This window comes from Nonomuraea sp. 3-1Str (assembly GCF_031570565.1).
Taxonomy (GTDB): Bacteria; Actinomycetota; Actinomycetes; order Streptosporangiales; family Streptosporangiaceae; genus Nonomuraea.
This window is the reverse complement of the sequence record NZ_JALHBK010000053.1, coordinates 1-16,402: the sequence shown is the minus strand read 5'-3', so window position 1 is coordinate 16,402 and position 16,402 is coordinate 1. Positions and strand designations below refer to the sequence as shown.

The window sequence follows — 16,402 nt, the reverse complement described above, 5'->3', positions numbered from 1 at the left end:
TGCCGCCGCTGAACGGGCTGGCCGAGCTGCGCCGCTGGTTCGCGGCCGAGGCGGGCGGCGACGTGACGGCCGCCGACGCGCTGATCGTGAGCGGTGGCCAGGCGGCCCTGACGCACGCGTTCCGGGCTCTCGCCGCCCCCGGCACGCCGGTGCTGGTGGAGACGCCGACCTACCCGGGCGCCCTGGCGGCGGCCAGGGCCGCGGGGCTGCGGCCGACGGCCGTGCCGATGGACCGCGACGGCGTACGGCCCGACCTGCTGGCCGAGGCGTTCGCCGTGACGGGAGCGCGGGTGTTCTTCACCCAGCCGACGCTGCACAACCCCACGGGCGTCACGTCACCGCGCGAGCGCCGCGAGCAGGTGCTGCGGGTGGCGCGGGCGGCGGGCGCGTTCGTGGTCGAGGACGACTTCGCCCGCTACCTCACCGACCAGGCGCCGCCGCCGATGGTCTCCATGGACGAGCACGGCGTCGTCGTCCACATCGCCTCGCTCACCAAGGCGCTGTCGCCGAGCATGCGGGTGGCGGCCGTGATCGCGCGCGGGCCGGCGGCGCACCGGCTGCGGGCGAGCCAGCTCGTGGAGTCGTTCTTCGTGGCGCGGCCGTTGCAGGAGACGGCGGTGGAGTTCCTCGGCTCGGCGGCGTGGGGGCGGCACCTGTCGGCGCTGCACGCCGAGATCGCGACCCGCCGCGACGCTATGGCGGCCGAGCTGGCCCGGCGCATGCCGGAGGCGGAGCCGCACCTGCTGCCGAGGGGCGGCATGCACCTGTGGCTGCGGCTGCCGCCCGAGGTGGACGAGACGGCCCTGGTCGAGGCGGCCAAGCGCAACGGCGTGCTGGTGAGCCCGGGGCGGATGTACTACCCGTCGGAGCCGCCGGGGCCGCGCGTGCGGGTCACGCACATCGCGGCGACGCACCTGGCCGAGCTGGCGGAGGGGGTGCGGCGGCTGGCCGACGCTCTCCACCGCGTGTCATGAGTGCGGGCCGGCGAAGACCTCGTAGTGCTCGACCGTCAGCTCCCGGTCCACCAGGTAGGCGTCGTCCTCCGGGTAGAAGACCGCGGTCTCCGGCGCGTCGCCGGCGAACGCCCTGACCGCCTCCCACGACTCCCACAGCGAGATCAGGAAGAACTCGGTGCGGTCGCCGTCGTCACGCCGGGTGAAGTAGGCCCCCCGGTTGCCCGGAGTCGAGGCGTAGCCGGGGAACCCGGTGCGCATCAGGTAGTCCTCGTAGGCCGAGGCGTCCTGGGCCCTGGTCCATCCCCGCCAGGTGCGAACGATCATAGGGATCACCGTACAGTGGTGGCATGCCGGCACCCGCGGAGCTCGTGCGCGACTTCGTGAACACGTTGGACGTGGAGTCCGGGGCGGACGAGCTGGCCTCCCCGGCGGAGCTGGCGTTGTGGCTGCGCGAGCGCGGCCTGGCCGGCCCGCTCGACCGGGCCGCGGACGACGACCTGACCACCGCGCTGGCACTGCGCGAGGGGCTGCGCGCCGCGCTCCGCCGGCAGGACGGCGGAAGCGGCGGGTTACCTCTCCTGCCGCTCCGGCTGGCGATCGACCCGAGGCCCCGGCTGGTGGCGGTCGAGAGCGGGATCCCGGGGGCGCTGGCCGTGATCGCCGCCGCGGTCACCGACGCCTCCTGGGACCGGCTCAAGGTGTGCGCGGAGATCACCTGCGAGTGGGCGTTCATCGACTTCTCGAAAAATCGATCTCGCTCGTGGTGCTCCATGCGGGTCTGCGGCAACCGCACCAAAACGCGCGCCTACCGGGCGAGGAAGCAGGGTTCGCGTCGTCTCCAAGCCTCAAACACCGATACGGTGTAACTCGTGCCTTGTGGCACGAACGGCAGGCGAAGGAGCGGGCCGAGATGGCAGACGTAGGCGTCCGGGCGGCCCGGCGCGAGGATGTGCTCCAGGTGGCGAATGTTCAGATCCGCGCCTGGCGCTACGGCTATCGGGATTTCCTGCCCGAGGGCCCTTTGGAGCAGATGACCGGCCCGGCGGCCGAGAAGATGTGGCTGCGCCAGTGGGACGAGGCGATCGTCGCCCCGCCCACGTCGAGGCACCGGGTGCTGGTCGCGGTGGAGACCATCCTCGACACCGAGGGGTTCCCCGCGCTCGGCGTGGGCGGCAGCGGCGTCCCCGCCACCCCGCGAGGCGGTGAGCGCGTGGTGGGCCTGGCCTCGCACGCGCCGGCCGAGGACCCCGACCTCGACCCCACCGAGGTGGCCGAGATGCTGACGCTGCTGGTGGACCCGGACTTCGTCCGGCGCGGCCACGGCAGCCGCCTGCTCAACGCGACGGTCGACCACCTGCGCCAGGACGGTTACCGGCAGATCGCCACGTGGGTGTTCGCCGACAACTACGCGGTGCTGGGCTTCCTGGAGTCGGCCGGATGGGGCGAGGACATGGCCGAGCGCGTGCTCGACATGGGTCGCTCGATCCGCATGGTCAGGCTCACCACCGACATCAGCTAAGGATTTCCGAGATGGCAACCCCCGGCCAGTGGATCGCCGGCGCGCGTCCCCGCACCCTGCCCAACGCCGTCGTGCCCGTCGTGGTCGGCACCGGCGTGGCGATCGGCGAGGGACAACCGATCTGGTGGCGCGCGGTCGTCGCGCTGCTCGTGGCGCTGCTGCTGCAGATCGGCGTCAACTACGCCAACGACTACAGCGACGGCGTGCGCGGCACGGACGACGAGCGGGTGGGCCCCATGCGGCTCGTCGGCTCGCGGGCCGCGACGCCGCCGCAGGTGCTGGCCGCCGCGCTCGGCTGCTTCGCCGCGGCGGCGGTGCTCGGGCTGACCCTCGTGATCGCCACCCGGGCGTGGTGGATCCTGCTCGTGGGCGCCGCGTCGATCGCCGCCGCCTGGTTCTACACGGGCGGCAAGAACCCGTACGGCTACCGGGCGCTGGGCGAGGCGGCCGTGTTCGTCTTCTTCGGCCTGGTGCCGGTGATGGGCACGGCGTACGTGCAGACCGAGCAGCTCTCGTGGGCGGCGCTGCTGGCCTCGATCCCGGTGGGGCTGCTGTCGTGCTCGATGCTCGTGGTCAACAACCTGCGGGACGTGACGACCGACGGGCCGGCCGGCAAGCGGACGCTCGCGGTGGTGCTGGGCGCCGAGCGCACGCGCACGCTGTACGCCGTGTGCCTGATCGCGCCGTTCGTGGTGGCGGTCGCGATGCTCCCGTGGGCGCCGCTGGCCCCGCTCGCGGTGCTGGCGGCTCCGCTGGCGGTCATGCCGGTCAAGACGGTGCTGCACGGCGCGGTCGGGCCGGCGCTGATCGGCGTGCTGCAGGCGACGGGCAAGCTGCAGATGGCGTACGGCCTGCTGTTCGCGATCGGCCTGGCCGTCAGCCTCTGACCTCTCGCCTAAGGCCGAGCGTCGAGGACAGGCCGAAGGCGGCTGCGATCCGTCATCAGCGGATCGCAGTGCTCATGACGACGCCGCGCTCATGACGACGCCGCGCTCATGACAACACGGGGCGCCACCTCGATGCCCAGCTCCCGCTCGTGCTCCACCAGCGCCCGCAGCTCCGGCCCCCACGCCTCCTCCGGCAGCACGCCGAAGCCGTGCCGTTCGTACCAGGGGGCGTTCCACGGCACGTCCCGGAACGTCGTCAGCGTCACCGCGGGAGCGCCGCACGCCAGCGCGTGGTCGCGCACCGCCGCGACCAGCCGCCCGCCGATTCCCTGCCGCATCCACTCGGGACGCACGGCGAGCTGTTCCAGGTGGAGGTTGCCGTCCACCCGTCCCACCAGGGCGAAGCCCACCGGCGGGGACCCCTCGACCAGGACCGACGAGGGGTCCCCGACCTCCTCGACCTGCGTCGTCCCCGCCGGGAAGGTGATCCCGACCTGCTCGAACAACGCGTCGGCGGCCAGCTCTATCTCCACCAGGCCGGGCAGTTCCCCGGCGTCGGCCCATCGCACCATGGCGACACGGTCTCATGTTCGGGCGGGACGGCGCCTCTGTAATAGTGTGCAGAGCGTGTGGCTCGGCGGTGCGGCGCCGAGGCTCCTTCGGCACCCGTGCCCACTCGCCTGCTCGCAGGCGGTGGGCACGCCGTGTCTCTCCGGGCCTCCGAGTCTCAGAGGTCCAGCAGGGGCTCCAGGCCCACGGTGAGGCCGGGCAGCTCCCGCACCCTGCGCACGCCGAGCAGCACGCCCGGGGTGAACGCGGCCCGGCTCATCGTGTCGTGCCGGATGGTGAGGATCTCGCCGCCGCCGCCGAGCAGCACCTCCTGGTGCGCGATCAGCCCCGCCAGCCGGACGGCGTGCACGTGGACACCGCCCACGTCGGCGCCGCGCGCGCCGTCGAGCTCGGTGCTGGTGGCGTCGGGCATGGCGCCCAGTCCGGCCTTGGCCCGCGACTCGGCCACCAGCTCCGCGGTACGGCGGGCGGTGCCGGAGGGGGCGTCGGCCTTGTTCGGGTGGTGCAGCTCGACGATCTCGACCGACTCGAAGTGGCGGGCCGCCTGCTGCGCGAAGTGCATCATCAGCACGGCCGCGATCCCGAAGTTGGGCGCGATCAGGGCGTTGGTGCCCGGTGAGGCCGCCAGCCAGCCGCGTACGGTGTCGAGCCGCGCGGCGTCGAACCCGGTGGTGCCGACCACCGGGTGGATCCCGTGCCCGATCGCCCACTCCAGGTTGCCCATGACGACGTCGGGATGGGTGAAGTCGACCACCACCTCGGCGCCTTGCAGGCCCTCGACGGGGTCGTCCTTGTCGAGCGCGGCCACCAGCTCCATGTCGGAGGCCGCCTCGACCGCCTTGCACACCTCGACGCCGACACGACCGCGGGCGCCGAGCACACCTACCTTGATCACACGGTCAACCCTATACGGCCGGTCCGCGCGGGCCACAGGAGGACCCGCGCGGAGCGGCCGGCGTCAGGAGATGGCGCCGGAGAAGTCCTTGTCACCGTACGGGCCGATCACGGCGAGCGTGAGCGGCCGGGTGAGGACGTCCGCGGCCACCTCGGCGACCTCGTCGGGCGTGACCGCGTCGATGCGCGCCAGCACCTCGTCCACGGACAGCAGCTCGTCGTAGACCAGCTCGTTCTTGCCGATCCGCGACATGCGCGAGCCGGTGTCCTCCAGGCCGAGGACGAGCCCGCCGCGCATCTGGCCCTTGCCGCGGACGATCTCGTCGGGGTCCAGCCCCTCGGAGACCACCCGGGCGACCTCGTCCCGGCAGATCTTCAGCACATCGTCGATCTTGGACGGGAGGCAGCCGACGTAGATGCCGAACTGCCCGGTGTCGGCGTAGGCCGAGGTGTAGCTGTAGGCCGAGTAGGCCAGGCCGCGCTTCTCCCGGATCTCCTGGAAGAGCCGCGACGACATGCCGCCGCCGAGCGCGGCGTTGAGCACGCCGAGCGCGAAGCGGCGGTCGTCGGTGCGCGACATGCCGGTGGTGCCGAGCACCAGGTTGGCCTGCTCGGTGGGACGGTCGAGCACCGTCACGCAGGAGTGCGTCTCGATGCCCGGCCCGGTGGTGCGCGGCGGGTCGCAGTCGAGGGGCCCGCCGAGCGCGCCCGCCCGCTCGTACGCCCGCGCGACCAGCTCGACGACGTCCTCGTGCCGGACGTTGCCGCAGACCGAGACGACCGTGCGGCGCGGCTCGTAGTAGCGGCGGTAGTACTCGGCGATCCGCTCACGGGGGAGCTCGTTGATCGACTCGACCGTGCCCAGGATGGGCCGCCCGATCGGGGTGTCGCCGTACAGCGCCGCCGCGAACTGCTCGTACACGACGTCGGACGGGTCGTCGTCGTGCATGGCGATCTCCTCCAGGATCACGCCCCGCTCGGACTCCACGTCGTCGTCGGTGATGAGCGAGCTGGTCACCACGTCGGCGAGCACATCGACCGCGACCGCCAGGTCCTCGTCGAGGACCCGCGCGTAGTAGCAGGTGTACTCCTTGGCGGTGAACGCGTTGATCTCGCCGCCGATGCCCTCGATGGAGGCCGAGATCTCCATCGCGTCACGCGTGGGGGTGCCCTTGAACAGGAGGTGTTCGAGGAAATGGGTGGCCCCCATGTGCTCGGGGGCCTCGTCCCGGGAACCGATGCCGACCCACATGCCGACCGCGACACTGCGCACGGTCGGCATGGTCTCGGTCACCACGCGCAGTCCACCGGGGAGAACGGTGCGCCTGACGACCCCGGCCCCTTCACGGCCGGGGTGCAGCGTGGTGGTGAGGGTCACGAGTTGCGGTCGTCGGCGTCGTCGCGGGGAGCGCGAACCCGCGTGCGGGTGCGGCGGGGCCGCTCCTCACGGGGCTTGTCGTCGGCGGCCGGGGCCCCGTCCGCCGAGGCCTGCTCGTCCCCGGACTCGGCCTTGCCCTCCTGCTCGGCGGCCTCCTTCTCGATGACCTCGACGGGCACGAGAGAGAGCTTGCCGCGCTGGTCGATCTCGGCGATCTCCACCTGGATCTTCTCGCCGACGCTCATGACGTCCTCGACGTTCTCGATGCGCTTGCCGCCGTGCAGCTTGCGGATCTGCGAGACGTGCAGCAGGCCGTCCTTGCCCGGCATGAGCGAGACGAACGCGCCGAACGCGGCGATCTTGACGACCGTGCCGAGGTAGCGCTCGCCCACCTCCGGCATGTGCGGGTTGGCGATGGCGTTGATCGCCGAACGGGCCGCCTCGGCGGACGGGCCGTCGGTGGCGCCGATGTAGATGGTGCCGTCGTCCTCGATGGTGATCTCGGCGCCCGACTCGTCCTGGATCTGGTTGATCATCTTGCCCTTCGGGCCGATGACCTCGCCGATCTTGTCGACCGGGACCTTGATCGTGATGATGCGCGGCGCGGTCGGGTTCATCTCCGCCGGGGAGTCGATCGCCTCCTGCATCACGTCGAGGATCGCCAGGCGGGCGCCCTTGGCCTGCTTGAGGGCACCGGCCAGCACGCTGGCGGGGATGCCGTCGAGCTTGGTGTCGAGCTGCAGGGCGGTGATGACGTCCTTGGTGCCGGCGACCTTGAAGTCCATGTCGCCCATGGCGTCCTCGGCGCCGAGGATGTCGGTCAGCGTCACGTAGCTGTCGCCCTCGCCGATCAGGCCCATCGCGATGCCCGCGACCATGGCCTTGAGCGGCACACCGGCGTCGAGCAGCGCCATCGTGGAGGCGCAGACCGAGCCCATCGAGGTGGAGCCGTTGGAGCTGAGAGCCTCGGACACCTGCCGGATCGCGTACGGGAACTCCTCACGCGTGGGCAGGACCGGGATCAGCGCCCGCTCGGCCAGCGCGCCGTGGCCGATCTCGCGCCGCTTGGGCGAGCCCACCCGGCCGGTCTCACCGGTGGAGTAGGGCGGGAAGTTGTAGTTGTGCATGTAGCGCTTGGTCCGCTCAGGGTTGAGCGTGTCGATGACCTGCTCCATGCGCAGCATGTTGAGCGTCGTGATGCCCAGGATCTGGGTCTCGCCGCGCTCGAACAGGGCCGAGCCGTGCACCCGGGGCACCACGTGGACCTCGGCCGACAGGGCGCGGATGTCCTTGGTGCCACGGCCGTCGATGCGGATGCCCTCGCTGATGACCCGCTCACGCATGAGCTTCTTCATCACCGAGCGGAACGCGGCGCTGATCTCCTTCTCGCGTCCCTCGAACTCGGGCAGCAGCTTCTCGGCGGCCAGCGCCTTGACCTTCTCCAGCTCCGCCTCGCGCTCCTGCTTGGGAGCGATGGTCAGCGCGGCGGCCAGCTCGGTCTTCACCGCGTTCTCGACCGCGGCGTAGACGTCCTCCTGGTAGTCGAGGAAGACGGCGTACTCGGCGGTCTCCTTCGCGGCGACCTGCGCGATGCGCGACTGCGCCTCGCACAGCACCTTGATGAACGGCTTGGCGGCCTCCAGGCCCTGCGCGACCGTCTCCTCGGTCGGGGCCACGGCGCCGTCGGCCACCAGCTTCAGCGTGTCCTTGGTGGACTCGGCCTCGACCATCATGATGGCGACGTCGCCGTCGGCCAGCACCCGGCCGGCCACGACCATGTCGAAGGTCGCCCGCTCCAGCTCGGAGTGGGTCGGGAAGCCCACCCACTGGCCGTCGATCAGCGCGACGCGGACGCCGCCGATCGGGCCGGAGAACGGCAGGCCGGCCAGCTGCGTCGACAGCGACGCGGCGTTGATCGCGACCACGTCGTACAGGTGGTCGGGGTTGAGCGCCATGATGGTCGCGACGACCTGGACCTCGTTGCGCAGGCCCTTGACGAACGACGGGCGCAGCGGCCGGTCGATCAGGCGGCAGGTGAGGATGGCGTCCTCGGAGGGACGGCCCTCACGCCGGAAGAACGAGCCGGGGATGCGGCCCGCGGCGTACATGCGCTCCTCGACGTCCACCGTGAGCGGGAAGAAGTCGAGGCTCTCCTTGGGCTGCCGGGACGCGGTGGTCGCGGACAGCACCATCGTGTCGCTGTCGAGATACGCGACGGCCGAACCCGCCGCCTGACGCGCCAGACGACCGGTCTCGAACCGGATCGTGCGCGAGCCGAACGCGCCGTTGTCGATAACGGCTTCGGCGGTGTGGACACCCTCCACGGGGGACCTCCTTTTGGTCGGTCACCCGCGCCCTCTTTTCTCACCGGCACCCTCGTTAGGTGCAGCGCCGGTCTTCGATCGAAGCGCCCGGTCTTGCTTACCGGAAGCCACTACCGAGGACCGGCCCGCAGGCGTCGCGGGTCGCATGGTGCTGAGCGGACGCGGGGGCTGTAGTGTCTTGGATCTTCAGTTGTATGCCAGATGCCCACCGCGTCAGCGGCGACACACCGGCCTTCTGCGCCATATGAGAAGGGAGCGACGCGGACGCCGCTCCCTCACCATGTTATCGCCGCAGGCCGAGCCGCTCGATGAGCGACCGGTAACGCGCGATGTCGACCTTCTGCAGGTACTTCAGCAGGCGGCGCCGGCGTCCGACGAGCAGCAGCAGACCACGACGGCTGTGGTGGTCGTGCTTGTGCGTCTTCAGGTGCTCGGTCAGCTCGCTGATGCGCTTGCTGAGCAGCGCGATCTGCACCTCGGGCGACCCGGTGTCGCCGTCGGCCGTCGCGTACTCGGCGATGATGGTCTTCTTGGCAGCGGTGTCGAGGGACACGGCTCTCCTTCAATCTACGGGCACGCCTGCGAACAGGAAGAGCGAGCGACCGTGCGTGCCTACAGTCACCGCAGCGAAGGCCGTCAGGGCAGCGCGCTGCGGCGCCGTCACAGAGCCGACATGCAAGAGTACCACCACGGGTGGCGTGTCCACGTACTCCGCGTGACGCCGGGGGCCAGGAGACGGCCCGGGAGGCGGCTCAGGAGGCGGGCCGCGACGGCGGTCAGGCGGTCAGGCGGCGGGCCGCGGCGACGTCGGCGTTGATCTGCTCGACCAGCGCCTCGATCGAGTCGAAGCGGGTGTTGCCGCGCAGCCGGGCCGCGAACTCCACCGCGACGTGCACGCCGTACAGCTCCAGGTCGTCGCGGTCCAGCGCGTACGCCTCGACGGTGCGCGGCACGCCCTCGAACGTCGGGTTGGTGCCGATCGAGATGGCGGCGGGCCAGCGCTCGCCCGCGTAGACGACCGGCAAATTGGCGACGGGCACGCACTCCATCCACCCGGCGTAGACCCCGTCGGCTGGGATGGCCGTGTGCGGCGGCGTCTCCACGTTGGCCGTGGGGAAGCCGAGCTGACGGCCGCGCTGGTAGCCGCGCACCACGACGCCCTCGACCCGATGCGGGCGGCCGAGCTCCGCGGCGGCGCCCTCGACGTCGCCCGCCACCAGCCGCTCCCGGACACCGGCGCTGGAGACCCCGTCGAGCAGCGGGACGGTCTCCACCGTGAAGTCGTGCTTGTCCCCCAGCGCGCGCAGCGTCTCGACGTCGCCCGCCGCGCGGTGACCGAACGTGAAGTCCTCGCCGACCACGACCGTCGCGGCGCGCAGCCGGTCGGACAGCACGGTCTCGGCGAAGTCGTCGGCGCTCGTGCGCGACAGCTCCAACGTGAACTCCAGCACGCACAGCTCGTCCACGCCCAGCGCGGTCAGCAGCTCCGCGCGCCGCCGCGGCGTGGTCAGCCTGGGCGTCCACGAGCCAGGCACGACGACGTCGTCGGGGTGCGGCTCGAACGTGACGGCCACGCAGCGCGCCCCCAGCTCGCGGGCGGCGGCGACAGCCCGCTCGATCACCCGCCGGTGTCCGCGGTGAACGCCGTCGAAGACGCCGACGGCGACCACGGATCTCTCCGAACCCTGCACGCCACCCTGCACGCCGGCCCCATTCGCTCGTGGCGGATCAGTCCCCCCAAGCCTGCCATGCGGCCGGGCGTTCGCTCCAATCGAGGGGGGCGATGGAGAGGGGTACCATCGGTCGCACCATGCCTCGATACGCGCTGCTGATCCTGCCCGCCTACAACCGCGTCTACGGCGAGAGCTCTCCCCGGCTGACCCGGGCCGAACTGGCCGTCTTCAGCGAGCGGGGGCTGCGCGGCGCCGTGTCCGACATCGGCGAGACGCGCATCGGCGGCCTGCCGTACGTGACGTTCGAGACGCCCGAGCCGCTGGGCGAGGACGACGTCGCGCTGCTGTCCAACCTCTCGTCGGTCTACGCCCTCTTCGAGATGAAGGGGCTCGGGACGGAGGGCGAGCTGCTGAGACCGCTGGGCATGCGGCCGCTCGACCGGCTGAGCAGCGACCTGCTCACGATCCAGAAGTACGCGGGCAAGACCAACGAGCACTTCACCAAGCTGCTGCTCAACGTCACCGTGCTGGCCTCCGACTTCCCGCTCGGCGGCAGACTGTCCGTCTTCGATCCGATGTGCGGGCGCGGCACCACCCTCAACCAGGCCCTCATGTACGGCTACGACGCCTACGGGCTGGACGTGGACGGCAAGGACGTCGAGGCCTACACCGGGTTCATCAAGACGTGGCTGCGCAACAAGCGGCTCAAGCACACGGCCGAGACCGTGCCGGTGCGCCGGGAGCGGGCGCTGGTGGGCAGGCGGCTCAACGTCGCCTTCGCGCTGTCGAAGGACGAGTTCAAGGCGGGCGACGTGCAGCACGTCTCCGTGGTCAACGCCGACACCCTGCGCAGCCGCGAGTTCTTCAAGCCCCGCTCGTTCGACGTGATCGTGACCGACGCCCCGTACGGCGTGCAGCACGGCAGCCACGGCGGGCGGGCCGGCGGCAAGGGACTGTCGCGCAGCCCCCTGGAGCTGATCTCCAAGGCCGTGCCGGTGTGGGCGGAGCTGCTACGGCCCGGCGGGGCGCTGGGCGTGTCGTGGAACACCTACGGCGGCGGCCGGGAGGAGCTGGCTGCCATCCTCGCCTCGGCGGGGCTGGAGGTGGCGGCGCTCCCCGACTTCGAGCACTGGGTGGACCAGGCCATCGTGCGCGACCTCATGGTGGCCCGCAAGCCGTAGGGATCAGCTCTCTCGCGTCCCGGTCCACGGCACAGCGGGAGGGGGCCGCTAGGAGGCGAAGACCGCCAGCGGGCGGGCCGTGCGGCCCTGCTCCTCCACCAGCGCCAGCAGGTCGCCGTCCGGGCCGAACACCCCGATCGGCCCCGCGCCCAGCCCCGCGGCGGGCAGCCGCCCACCGTGGCGGACCAGCGTCGCCTGCTCGGCCGTCACGTCGCGCCGGGGGAAGGCCGCCGCGACCGCCTCGCCGATGGGCAGGACGACGCACTCCTGCGCCAGCTCGTCCAGCGTGCGGGCCATCGACAGGTCGTACGGGCCGACCCGCGTGCGGCGCAGCCGGGTCAGGTGGCCGCCGACGCCGAGGCCCGAGCCGAGGTCACGGGCCAGGGCCCGGATGTAGGTGCCGCTGGAGCAGGTGACCACCGCGTCCACGTCCACCACGTCGTCGTGGGCGCGCACGTCGAGCACCTCGAAGCCGTACACGGTGACCGGCCGGGCGGCCAGCTCCACCTCCTCGCCGGCGCGGGCCCGCTTGTAGGCGCGCTGCCCGTCCACCTTGATCGCGCTGACCTGCGGCGGGATCTGCATGATCTCGCCGGTGAGCGCGGCCACGCCCTTGTGGACCTCCGCCGGGGTGACGGCGGCGGCCGAGGCCGTGGCTGTGACCTCGCCCTCGGCGTCGTCGGTGTTGGTGGTCACGCCGAGCCGCATGGTCGCCGTGTAGACCTTCTCGGTCAGCGCCAGGTGGCCGAGCAGCCGGGTCGCCTTCTCCACGCCCACCACCAGCACGCCCGTCGCCATCGGGTCGAGCGTGCCCGCGTGGCCGACCCGGCGCGTGCCCGCGAGGCGGCGCATCCTGGCCACCACGTCGTGCGACGTCCAGTCGGCGGGCTTGTCGACGATGATCAGGCCACTCTCGGCCATCTAGACCTTCCTCAGCTGCTCGCGGAACCTCGTCATGGTCTCCTCGACGCCGTCGTGCGAGGTGAACCCGGCGGCGTTGTGGTGCCCGCCGCCGCCCATCGCCGTGCACACCGCCGCGACGTCCACCGCGCCCTTGGAGCGGGTGGACACCTGCCAGGCGCCGTCGTCGTCCTCCTTGCACACCACCGCCACCTCGGCCTCGTCGGCCCGGCGCACGATGTCGATGACGCCTTCGAGCTCGCTGTACGGCAGGCCGTACGCGGCCCGGTCGACCCGCGTCACGTACGTCCACACGAGCCCGTCCTCCAGCTTCACCCGGTCGAGCGCGGCGGCGAGCACCTTGAGGTAGCCGAACGGCGAGCGGTCCCACAGCTCCCGGGCGATCTCGTCGGTGCGCAGTCCGGTGGCGACCAGGCGCGCGGCCATCTCGTGGGCCGCGGGAGAGGTCGAGGAGTGCCGGAAGGACCCGGTGTCGGTCACCAGCCCCGCGTACAGGCACGTCGCGATGTCACGGTCCAGGGTGCCGCCGAGACGGTAGATGAGCTGCTCGGCGAGCATGGCCGTGGCGGCCGCCTTCGGGGAGATGAGGCCGAGCGTGCCGAACCCGGAGCACGACGGGTGGTGGTCCACCACGATCAGCTCGCGGGCGGCGGCGGCGTTCGCGCCGAGCAGGCCGAGCCGGTCGGACGACGCCGAGTCGAAAGTGATCATCAGCTCGGGCGCGGCCGGGAAGTCCTGGGGCGGGCTCAGCATGTCCTGGCCCGGCAGGAACCCGAGCAGGCGCGGCACCGCGAACCGGCGGTCGCCGAACGACGCGACGACCCGCTTGCCCAGCGAGCGCAGCACGAAGCCGGTGGCCAGCATCGAGCCGAGCGCGTCGCCGTCGGGCGACACGTGACAGGCCAGGGCGATCTCGTCGGCCCGGGAGATGAGCTCGACCGCCCGCTCCCAGGCCGCCTCGGGGACGCCGCCGCCCAACGGGTCCTGGCCCGTCACGCCGCGGTCTCCCGTGGCGCCGGCCTCCGGCGGGACGACCGCGCGGCCGGGAGGCGCCGTTCGATCAGGAGGCGCCGTGTGATCGGGCGGCACCGTGTGGTCGGAAGGCGCCGTGTGATCGGGCGGCACCGTCCGGGCGTGGACGTCGGGCGTCACGGCGCCGGGTGTCCCGCCTGGTCGTCCTCCTCCTCATCGGCCTTCTTGTAGGGGTCGGCCTCGCCCGCGTAGGCGGCCCCCTCGGCCTTGCGCGCCACTTCGGCGTCCTTCGCCCGTGCCGCGTTGATGAGGGTGTCGAGCTGCCGCGCGCTGTCGGGCAGCGGGTCGTGCTTGAACGTCAAGGTCGGGGTGAACCGCACACCTGTCTGCCGGCCCACCTCCGCCCGGATGACACCCTTGGCGCTCTCCAGGGCGGCGGCGCTGTCGGCGCGCTCGGCGTCGGAGCCGAACACCGTGTAGAAGACCGTGGCCTCGCGCAGGTCAGCGGTGATGCGCGTGTCGGTCACGGTGACGAAGCCCAGGCGCGGGTCCTTGATCCGCCGCTCCAGCATCTCGGCGACGATCTGCTGGATGCGGTCGGCGAGCTTGCGCGCTCGCGCTGCGTCCACCATGTTCGCTCCCCCTCACGCACGACGCTCGTCGTGCAGTCGTTCAGTCTTCGTCGTTGTAGAGCCGCTGCCTGGCCGACAGCAGCTCGATCTCAGGCCGGAACGCCACCAGCCGCTCGCAGGCGTCCATCACTTCCTTGCAGTTGGCCGCCGAGGCGGACACCACCGCGATGCCGACCTCCGCCCGGCGATGCAGGTCGAGATGGCCGGTCTCGGCCACGGCCACGGCCGGAAAGCGCCGCTGCACCTCCGCGACCAGGGGACGCACGACGGAGCGCTTCTGCTTCAGCGAGTGGACGTCGCCGAGCAGGATGTCCAGGGTAAGAGCACCCACATACATCGTTGGTTGCCACCGCTTGTCCTGGTGAGTGAGACGCACGCCGGTCCTGCTGCGGTGGGGACCAGGCCCGGGCGTGCGAGGGGCGCTCGGCGGATGGTCCGCCGAGCGCCCGGCCGCGTGCTTACGCGCGCGGCTTCTCCCGCATTTCGAACGTCTCGATCACGTCGTCGATCCGGATGTCGTTGTAGCCGACACCGATACCGCACTCGAAGCCCTCGCGGACCTCGGTCGCGTCATCCTTGAAGCGACGCAGCGACGAGACGGTCAGGTTGTCCGCGACGACGACGCCGTCGCGGATGATCCTGGCCTTGCTGTTGCGGACGATCAGGCCGGAGCGGACCAGCGAACCGGCGACGTTGCCGATCTTCGGCACCTTGAAGACCTCGCGGACCTCCGCCGTGCCCATCTGGACCTCTTCGAACTCGGGCTTGAGCATGCCCTTGAGCGCCGCCTCGATCTCCTCGATCGCCTGGTAGATGACCGAGTAGTAGCGGATGTCGACGCCCTCGCGCTCGGCCAGGTCGCGCGCCCGGGGCTCAGGCCGGACGTTGAAGCCGATGATGACCGCGTTGTCGTCGGCGACGGCCAGGTTGACGTCGTACTCGGTGATGGCGCCGACGGCGCGGTGCAGGACACGGAGCCTGACCTCGTCGCCAACGTCGATCTTGAGCAGAGCGTCTTCCAGGGCCTCGACCGAGCCGGACACGTCACCCTTGATGATGAGCTTGAGCTCGTCGACGCGGCCCTTCTCGAGGTCGCTGAACAGCTCCTCGAGGGTGCGGCGACGGCTCGACTTCGCCATGTCGGCGCTGCGCTTGCGCGCCGCGCGCTGCTGGGCGATCTGGCGGGCCATGCGGTCGTCGGTGACGACGATGAAGTTGTCACCGGCGCTCGGCACGGCCGTCAGGCCCATCACCAGGACGGGACGGGACGGCGTGGCCTCTTCGACCAGCTCGCCGCTGTCGTCGAGCATCGCCCGGACGCGGCCGTAGGCCTCGCCACAGACGATCGAGTCGCCGACGCGGAGCGTGCCGCGCTGGACGAGGACGGTCGCGACGGGGCCGCGGCCCTTGTCGAGGTGCGCCTCGATCGCGATGCCCTGGGCGTCCATGGTCGGGTTGGCCCGCAGGTCGAGCTCGGCGTCGGCGGTCAGGATGATCGCCTCGAGGAGCTCCTCGATGCCGGTGCCGTTCTTCGCCGAGATGTCGACGAAGAGCGTCGAGCCTCCGTACTCCTCCGCGACCAGGCCGTACTCGGTGAGCTGGGCCCTGACCTTGTTGGGGTCGGCGCCCTCCTTGTCCACCTTGTTGACCGCGACCACGATCGGCACGTCGGCCGCCTGGGCGTGGTTGAGCGCCTCGATCGTCTGCGGCTTCACGCCGTCGTCGGCCGCGACCACCAGCACCGCGATGTCCGTGGACTTCGCGCCTCGGGCACGCATGGCGGTGAACGCCTCGTGACCGGGGGTGTCGATGAAGGTGATCTTGCGCTCTTCGCCCTCGTGCTCGGTGGCGACCTGGTAGGCACCGATGTGCTGGGTGATGCCACCCGCCTCGCGCGCCACCACGTTGGTCTTGCGGATGGCGTCGAGCAGCTTGGTCTTACCGTGGTCGACGTGACCCATGACGGTCACGACCGGCGGACGCGCGGCCAGGTCGGCCTCGTCGCCGTCGTCCTCGCCGAACTCGATGTCGAAGGCCTCGAGAAGCTCGCGGTCCTCCTCCTCAGGGCTGACGATCTGGATGTTGTAGTCCAGCTCGACGCCGAGCGCCTGCAGGGTGTCCTCGTTGACCGACTGCGTCGCGGTCACCATCTCGCCGAGGTGCAGCATGATCTGCACGAGCGAGGCGGGGTTCGCGCCGATGCGGTCGGCGAAGTCGGACAGCGACGCGCCGCGCGGGAGGCGGATCGTCGCGCCGTTGCCGCGAGCGACCTGCACGCCGCCGATCGCCGGCGCCGACATGTTGTCGAACTCCTGGCGCCTCTGGCGCTTGGACTTGCGACCGCGCGCCGGACGGCCACCGGGACGCCCGAAGGCACCGGCCGTGCCGCCACCGCGACCGCGACCGCCGCCACCGGGACGGCCGGCGAAGCCGCCACCGCCGCCGGGAGCACCGGTGCTGGTGCCGGGACGGCCGAACGGGTGGTCGTCGATCTT

At 71.6% G+C, this 16,402-nt stretch carries 17 protein-coding genes; 5 read left to right on the top strand and 12 right to left on the bottom strand.

Annotated elements, in window-relative coordinates; genetic code table 11:
- Positions 1 to 974: PLP-dependent aminotransferase family protein (locus tag MTP10_RS41320; RefSeq protein ID WP_310717368.1), on the top strand; the 974-nt coding region annotated here is incomplete at its 5' end.
- On the opposite strand, the gene MTP10_RS41315 is transcribed toward MTP10_RS41320, so the two are convergent.
- Positions 969 to 1,280 (bottom strand): hypothetical protein, encoded by a 312-nt coding sequence (locus tag MTP10_RS41315; RefSeq protein WP_310717367.1) that lies wholly within the window; start codon positions 1,278 to 1,280, stop codon positions 969 to 971. The two genes, MTP10_RS41320 and MTP10_RS41315, sit on opposite strands and share 6 nt — an antisense overlap.
- Before the next feature lie 23 nt (positions 1,281 to 1,303).
- Here MTP10_RS41315 and MTP10_RS41310 point away from each other — a divergent pair, with 23 nt between their 5' ends.
- From MTP10_RS41310 to MTP10_RS41300, 3 genes are read left to right on the top strand one after another with little or no spacing between them, the layout of a single operon-like run.
- On the top strand, positions 1,304 to 1,822 hold the full coding sequence (locus MTP10_RS41310; RefSeq protein WP_310717366.1) for a CGNR zinc finger domain-containing protein: 519 nt from the start codon (positions 1,304 to 1,306) through the stop codon (positions 1,820 to 1,822).
- A 44-nt stretch (positions 1,823 to 1,866) separates the two neighbouring features.
- Positions 1,867 to 2,475 (top strand): GNAT family N-acetyltransferase, encoded by a 609-nt coding sequence (locus tag MTP10_RS41305; RefSeq protein WP_310717365.1) that lies wholly within the window; start codon positions 1,867 to 1,869, stop codon positions 2,473 to 2,475.
- An 11-nt stretch (positions 2,476 to 2,486) separates the two neighbouring features.
- Positions 2,487 to 3,362 (top strand): 1,4-dihydroxy-2-naphthoate polyprenyltransferase, encoded by an 876-nt coding sequence (locus MTP10_RS41300; RefSeq protein WP_310717364.1) that lies wholly within the window; start codon positions 2,487 to 2,489, stop codon positions 3,360 to 3,362.
- 89 nt (positions 3,363 to 3,451) lie between these two features.
- Here MTP10_RS41300 and MTP10_RS41295 read toward each other — a convergent pair whose 3' ends face one another.
- The 6 genes from MTP10_RS41295 to MTP10_RS41270 form a co-directional block, all read right to left on the bottom strand.
- Positions 3,452 to 3,934 carry a GNAT family N-acetyltransferase gene (locus MTP10_RS41295; protein WP_310717363.1) on the bottom strand — a complete coding sequence of 161 codons (483 nt, stop codon included), beginning with the start codon at positions 3,932 to 3,934 and terminating at the stop codon, positions 3,452 to 3,454.
- A 155-nt stretch (positions 3,935 to 4,089) separates the two neighbouring features.
- Positions 4,090 to 4,827 carry a 4-hydroxy-tetrahydrodipicolinate reductase gene (gene dapB, locus MTP10_RS41290; protein WP_310717362.1) on the bottom strand — a complete coding sequence of 246 codons (738 nt, stop codon included), beginning with the start codon at positions 4,825 to 4,827 and terminating at the stop codon, positions 4,090 to 4,092.
- A 63-nt stretch (positions 4,828 to 4,890) separates the two neighbouring features.
- Positions 4,891 to 6,204 (bottom strand): pitrilysin family protein, encoded by a 1,314-nt coding sequence (locus MTP10_RS41285; protein WP_310717361.1) that lies wholly within the window; start codon positions 6,202 to 6,204, stop codon positions 4,891 to 4,893.
- A complete protein-coding gene (locus MTP10_RS41280) occupies positions 6,201 to 8,528 on the bottom strand; it encodes a polyribonucleotide nucleotidyltransferase (RefSeq protein WP_310717360.1) in 2,328 nt (775 codons plus the stop codon). Before MTP10_RS41280 ends, MTP10_RS41285 begins: the two co-directional genes overlap by 4 nt.
- Positions 8,529 to 8,811: 283 nt before the next feature.
- Positions 8,812 to 9,081, bottom strand: coding sequence for a 30S ribosomal protein S15 (gene rpsO, locus MTP10_RS41275; protein WP_219471539.1), 270 nt, complete (start codon positions 9,079 to 9,081; stop codon positions 8,812 to 8,814).
- A 223-nt stretch (positions 9,082 to 9,304) separates the two neighbouring features.
- Positions 9,305 to 10,219 (bottom strand): bifunctional riboflavin kinase/FAD synthetase, encoded by a 915-nt coding sequence (locus MTP10_RS41270; RefSeq protein WP_310717359.1) that lies wholly within the window; start codon positions 10,217 to 10,219, stop codon positions 9,305 to 9,307.
- 119 nt (positions 10,220 to 10,338) lie between these two features.
- Here MTP10_RS41270 and MTP10_RS41265 point away from each other — a divergent pair, with 119 nt between their 5' ends.
- On the top strand, positions 10,339 to 11,382 hold the full coding sequence (locus MTP10_RS41265) for an SAM-dependent methyltransferase (RefSeq protein WP_310717358.1): 1,044 nt from the start codon (positions 10,339 to 10,341) through the stop codon (positions 11,380 to 11,382).
- Between the two features lie 48 nt (positions 11,383 to 11,430).
- Here MTP10_RS41265 and truB read toward each other — a convergent pair whose 3' ends face one another.
- The 5 genes from truB to infB all read right to left on the bottom strand — a co-directional run.
- Complete coding sequence (gene truB, locus MTP10_RS41260) at positions 11,431 to 12,303, bottom strand: tRNA pseudouridine(55) synthase TruB (protein WP_310717357.1); 873 nt, start codon at positions 12,301 to 12,303, stop codon at positions 11,431 to 11,433.
- Positions 12,304 to 13,299 (bottom strand): bifunctional oligoribonuclease/PAP phosphatase NrnA, encoded by a 996-nt coding sequence (locus MTP10_RS41255; RefSeq protein ID WP_310717356.1) that lies wholly within the window; start codon positions 13,297 to 13,299, stop codon positions 12,304 to 12,306.
- A gap of 152 nt (positions 13,300 to 13,451) precedes the next feature.
- Positions 13,452 to 13,907 (bottom strand): 30S ribosome-binding factor RbfA, encoded by a 456-nt coding sequence (gene rbfA / locus MTP10_RS41250; RefSeq protein WP_310717355.1) that lies wholly within the window; start codon positions 13,905 to 13,907, stop codon positions 13,452 to 13,454.
- Positions 13,908 to 13,947: 40 nt separating this feature from the next.
- Positions 13,948 to 14,244 carry a DUF503 domain-containing protein gene (locus MTP10_RS41245; RefSeq protein WP_310717354.1) on the bottom strand — a complete coding sequence of 99 codons (297 nt, stop codon included), beginning with the start codon at positions 14,242 to 14,244 and terminating at the stop codon, positions 13,948 to 13,950.
- Positions 14,245 to 14,365: 121 nt separating this feature from the next.
- Positions 14,366 to 16,402, bottom strand: a 2,037-nt coding sequence (gene infB, locus MTP10_RS41240) for a translation initiation factor IF-2 (protein WP_310717353.1), incomplete at its 5' end; no start/stop codon positions are given.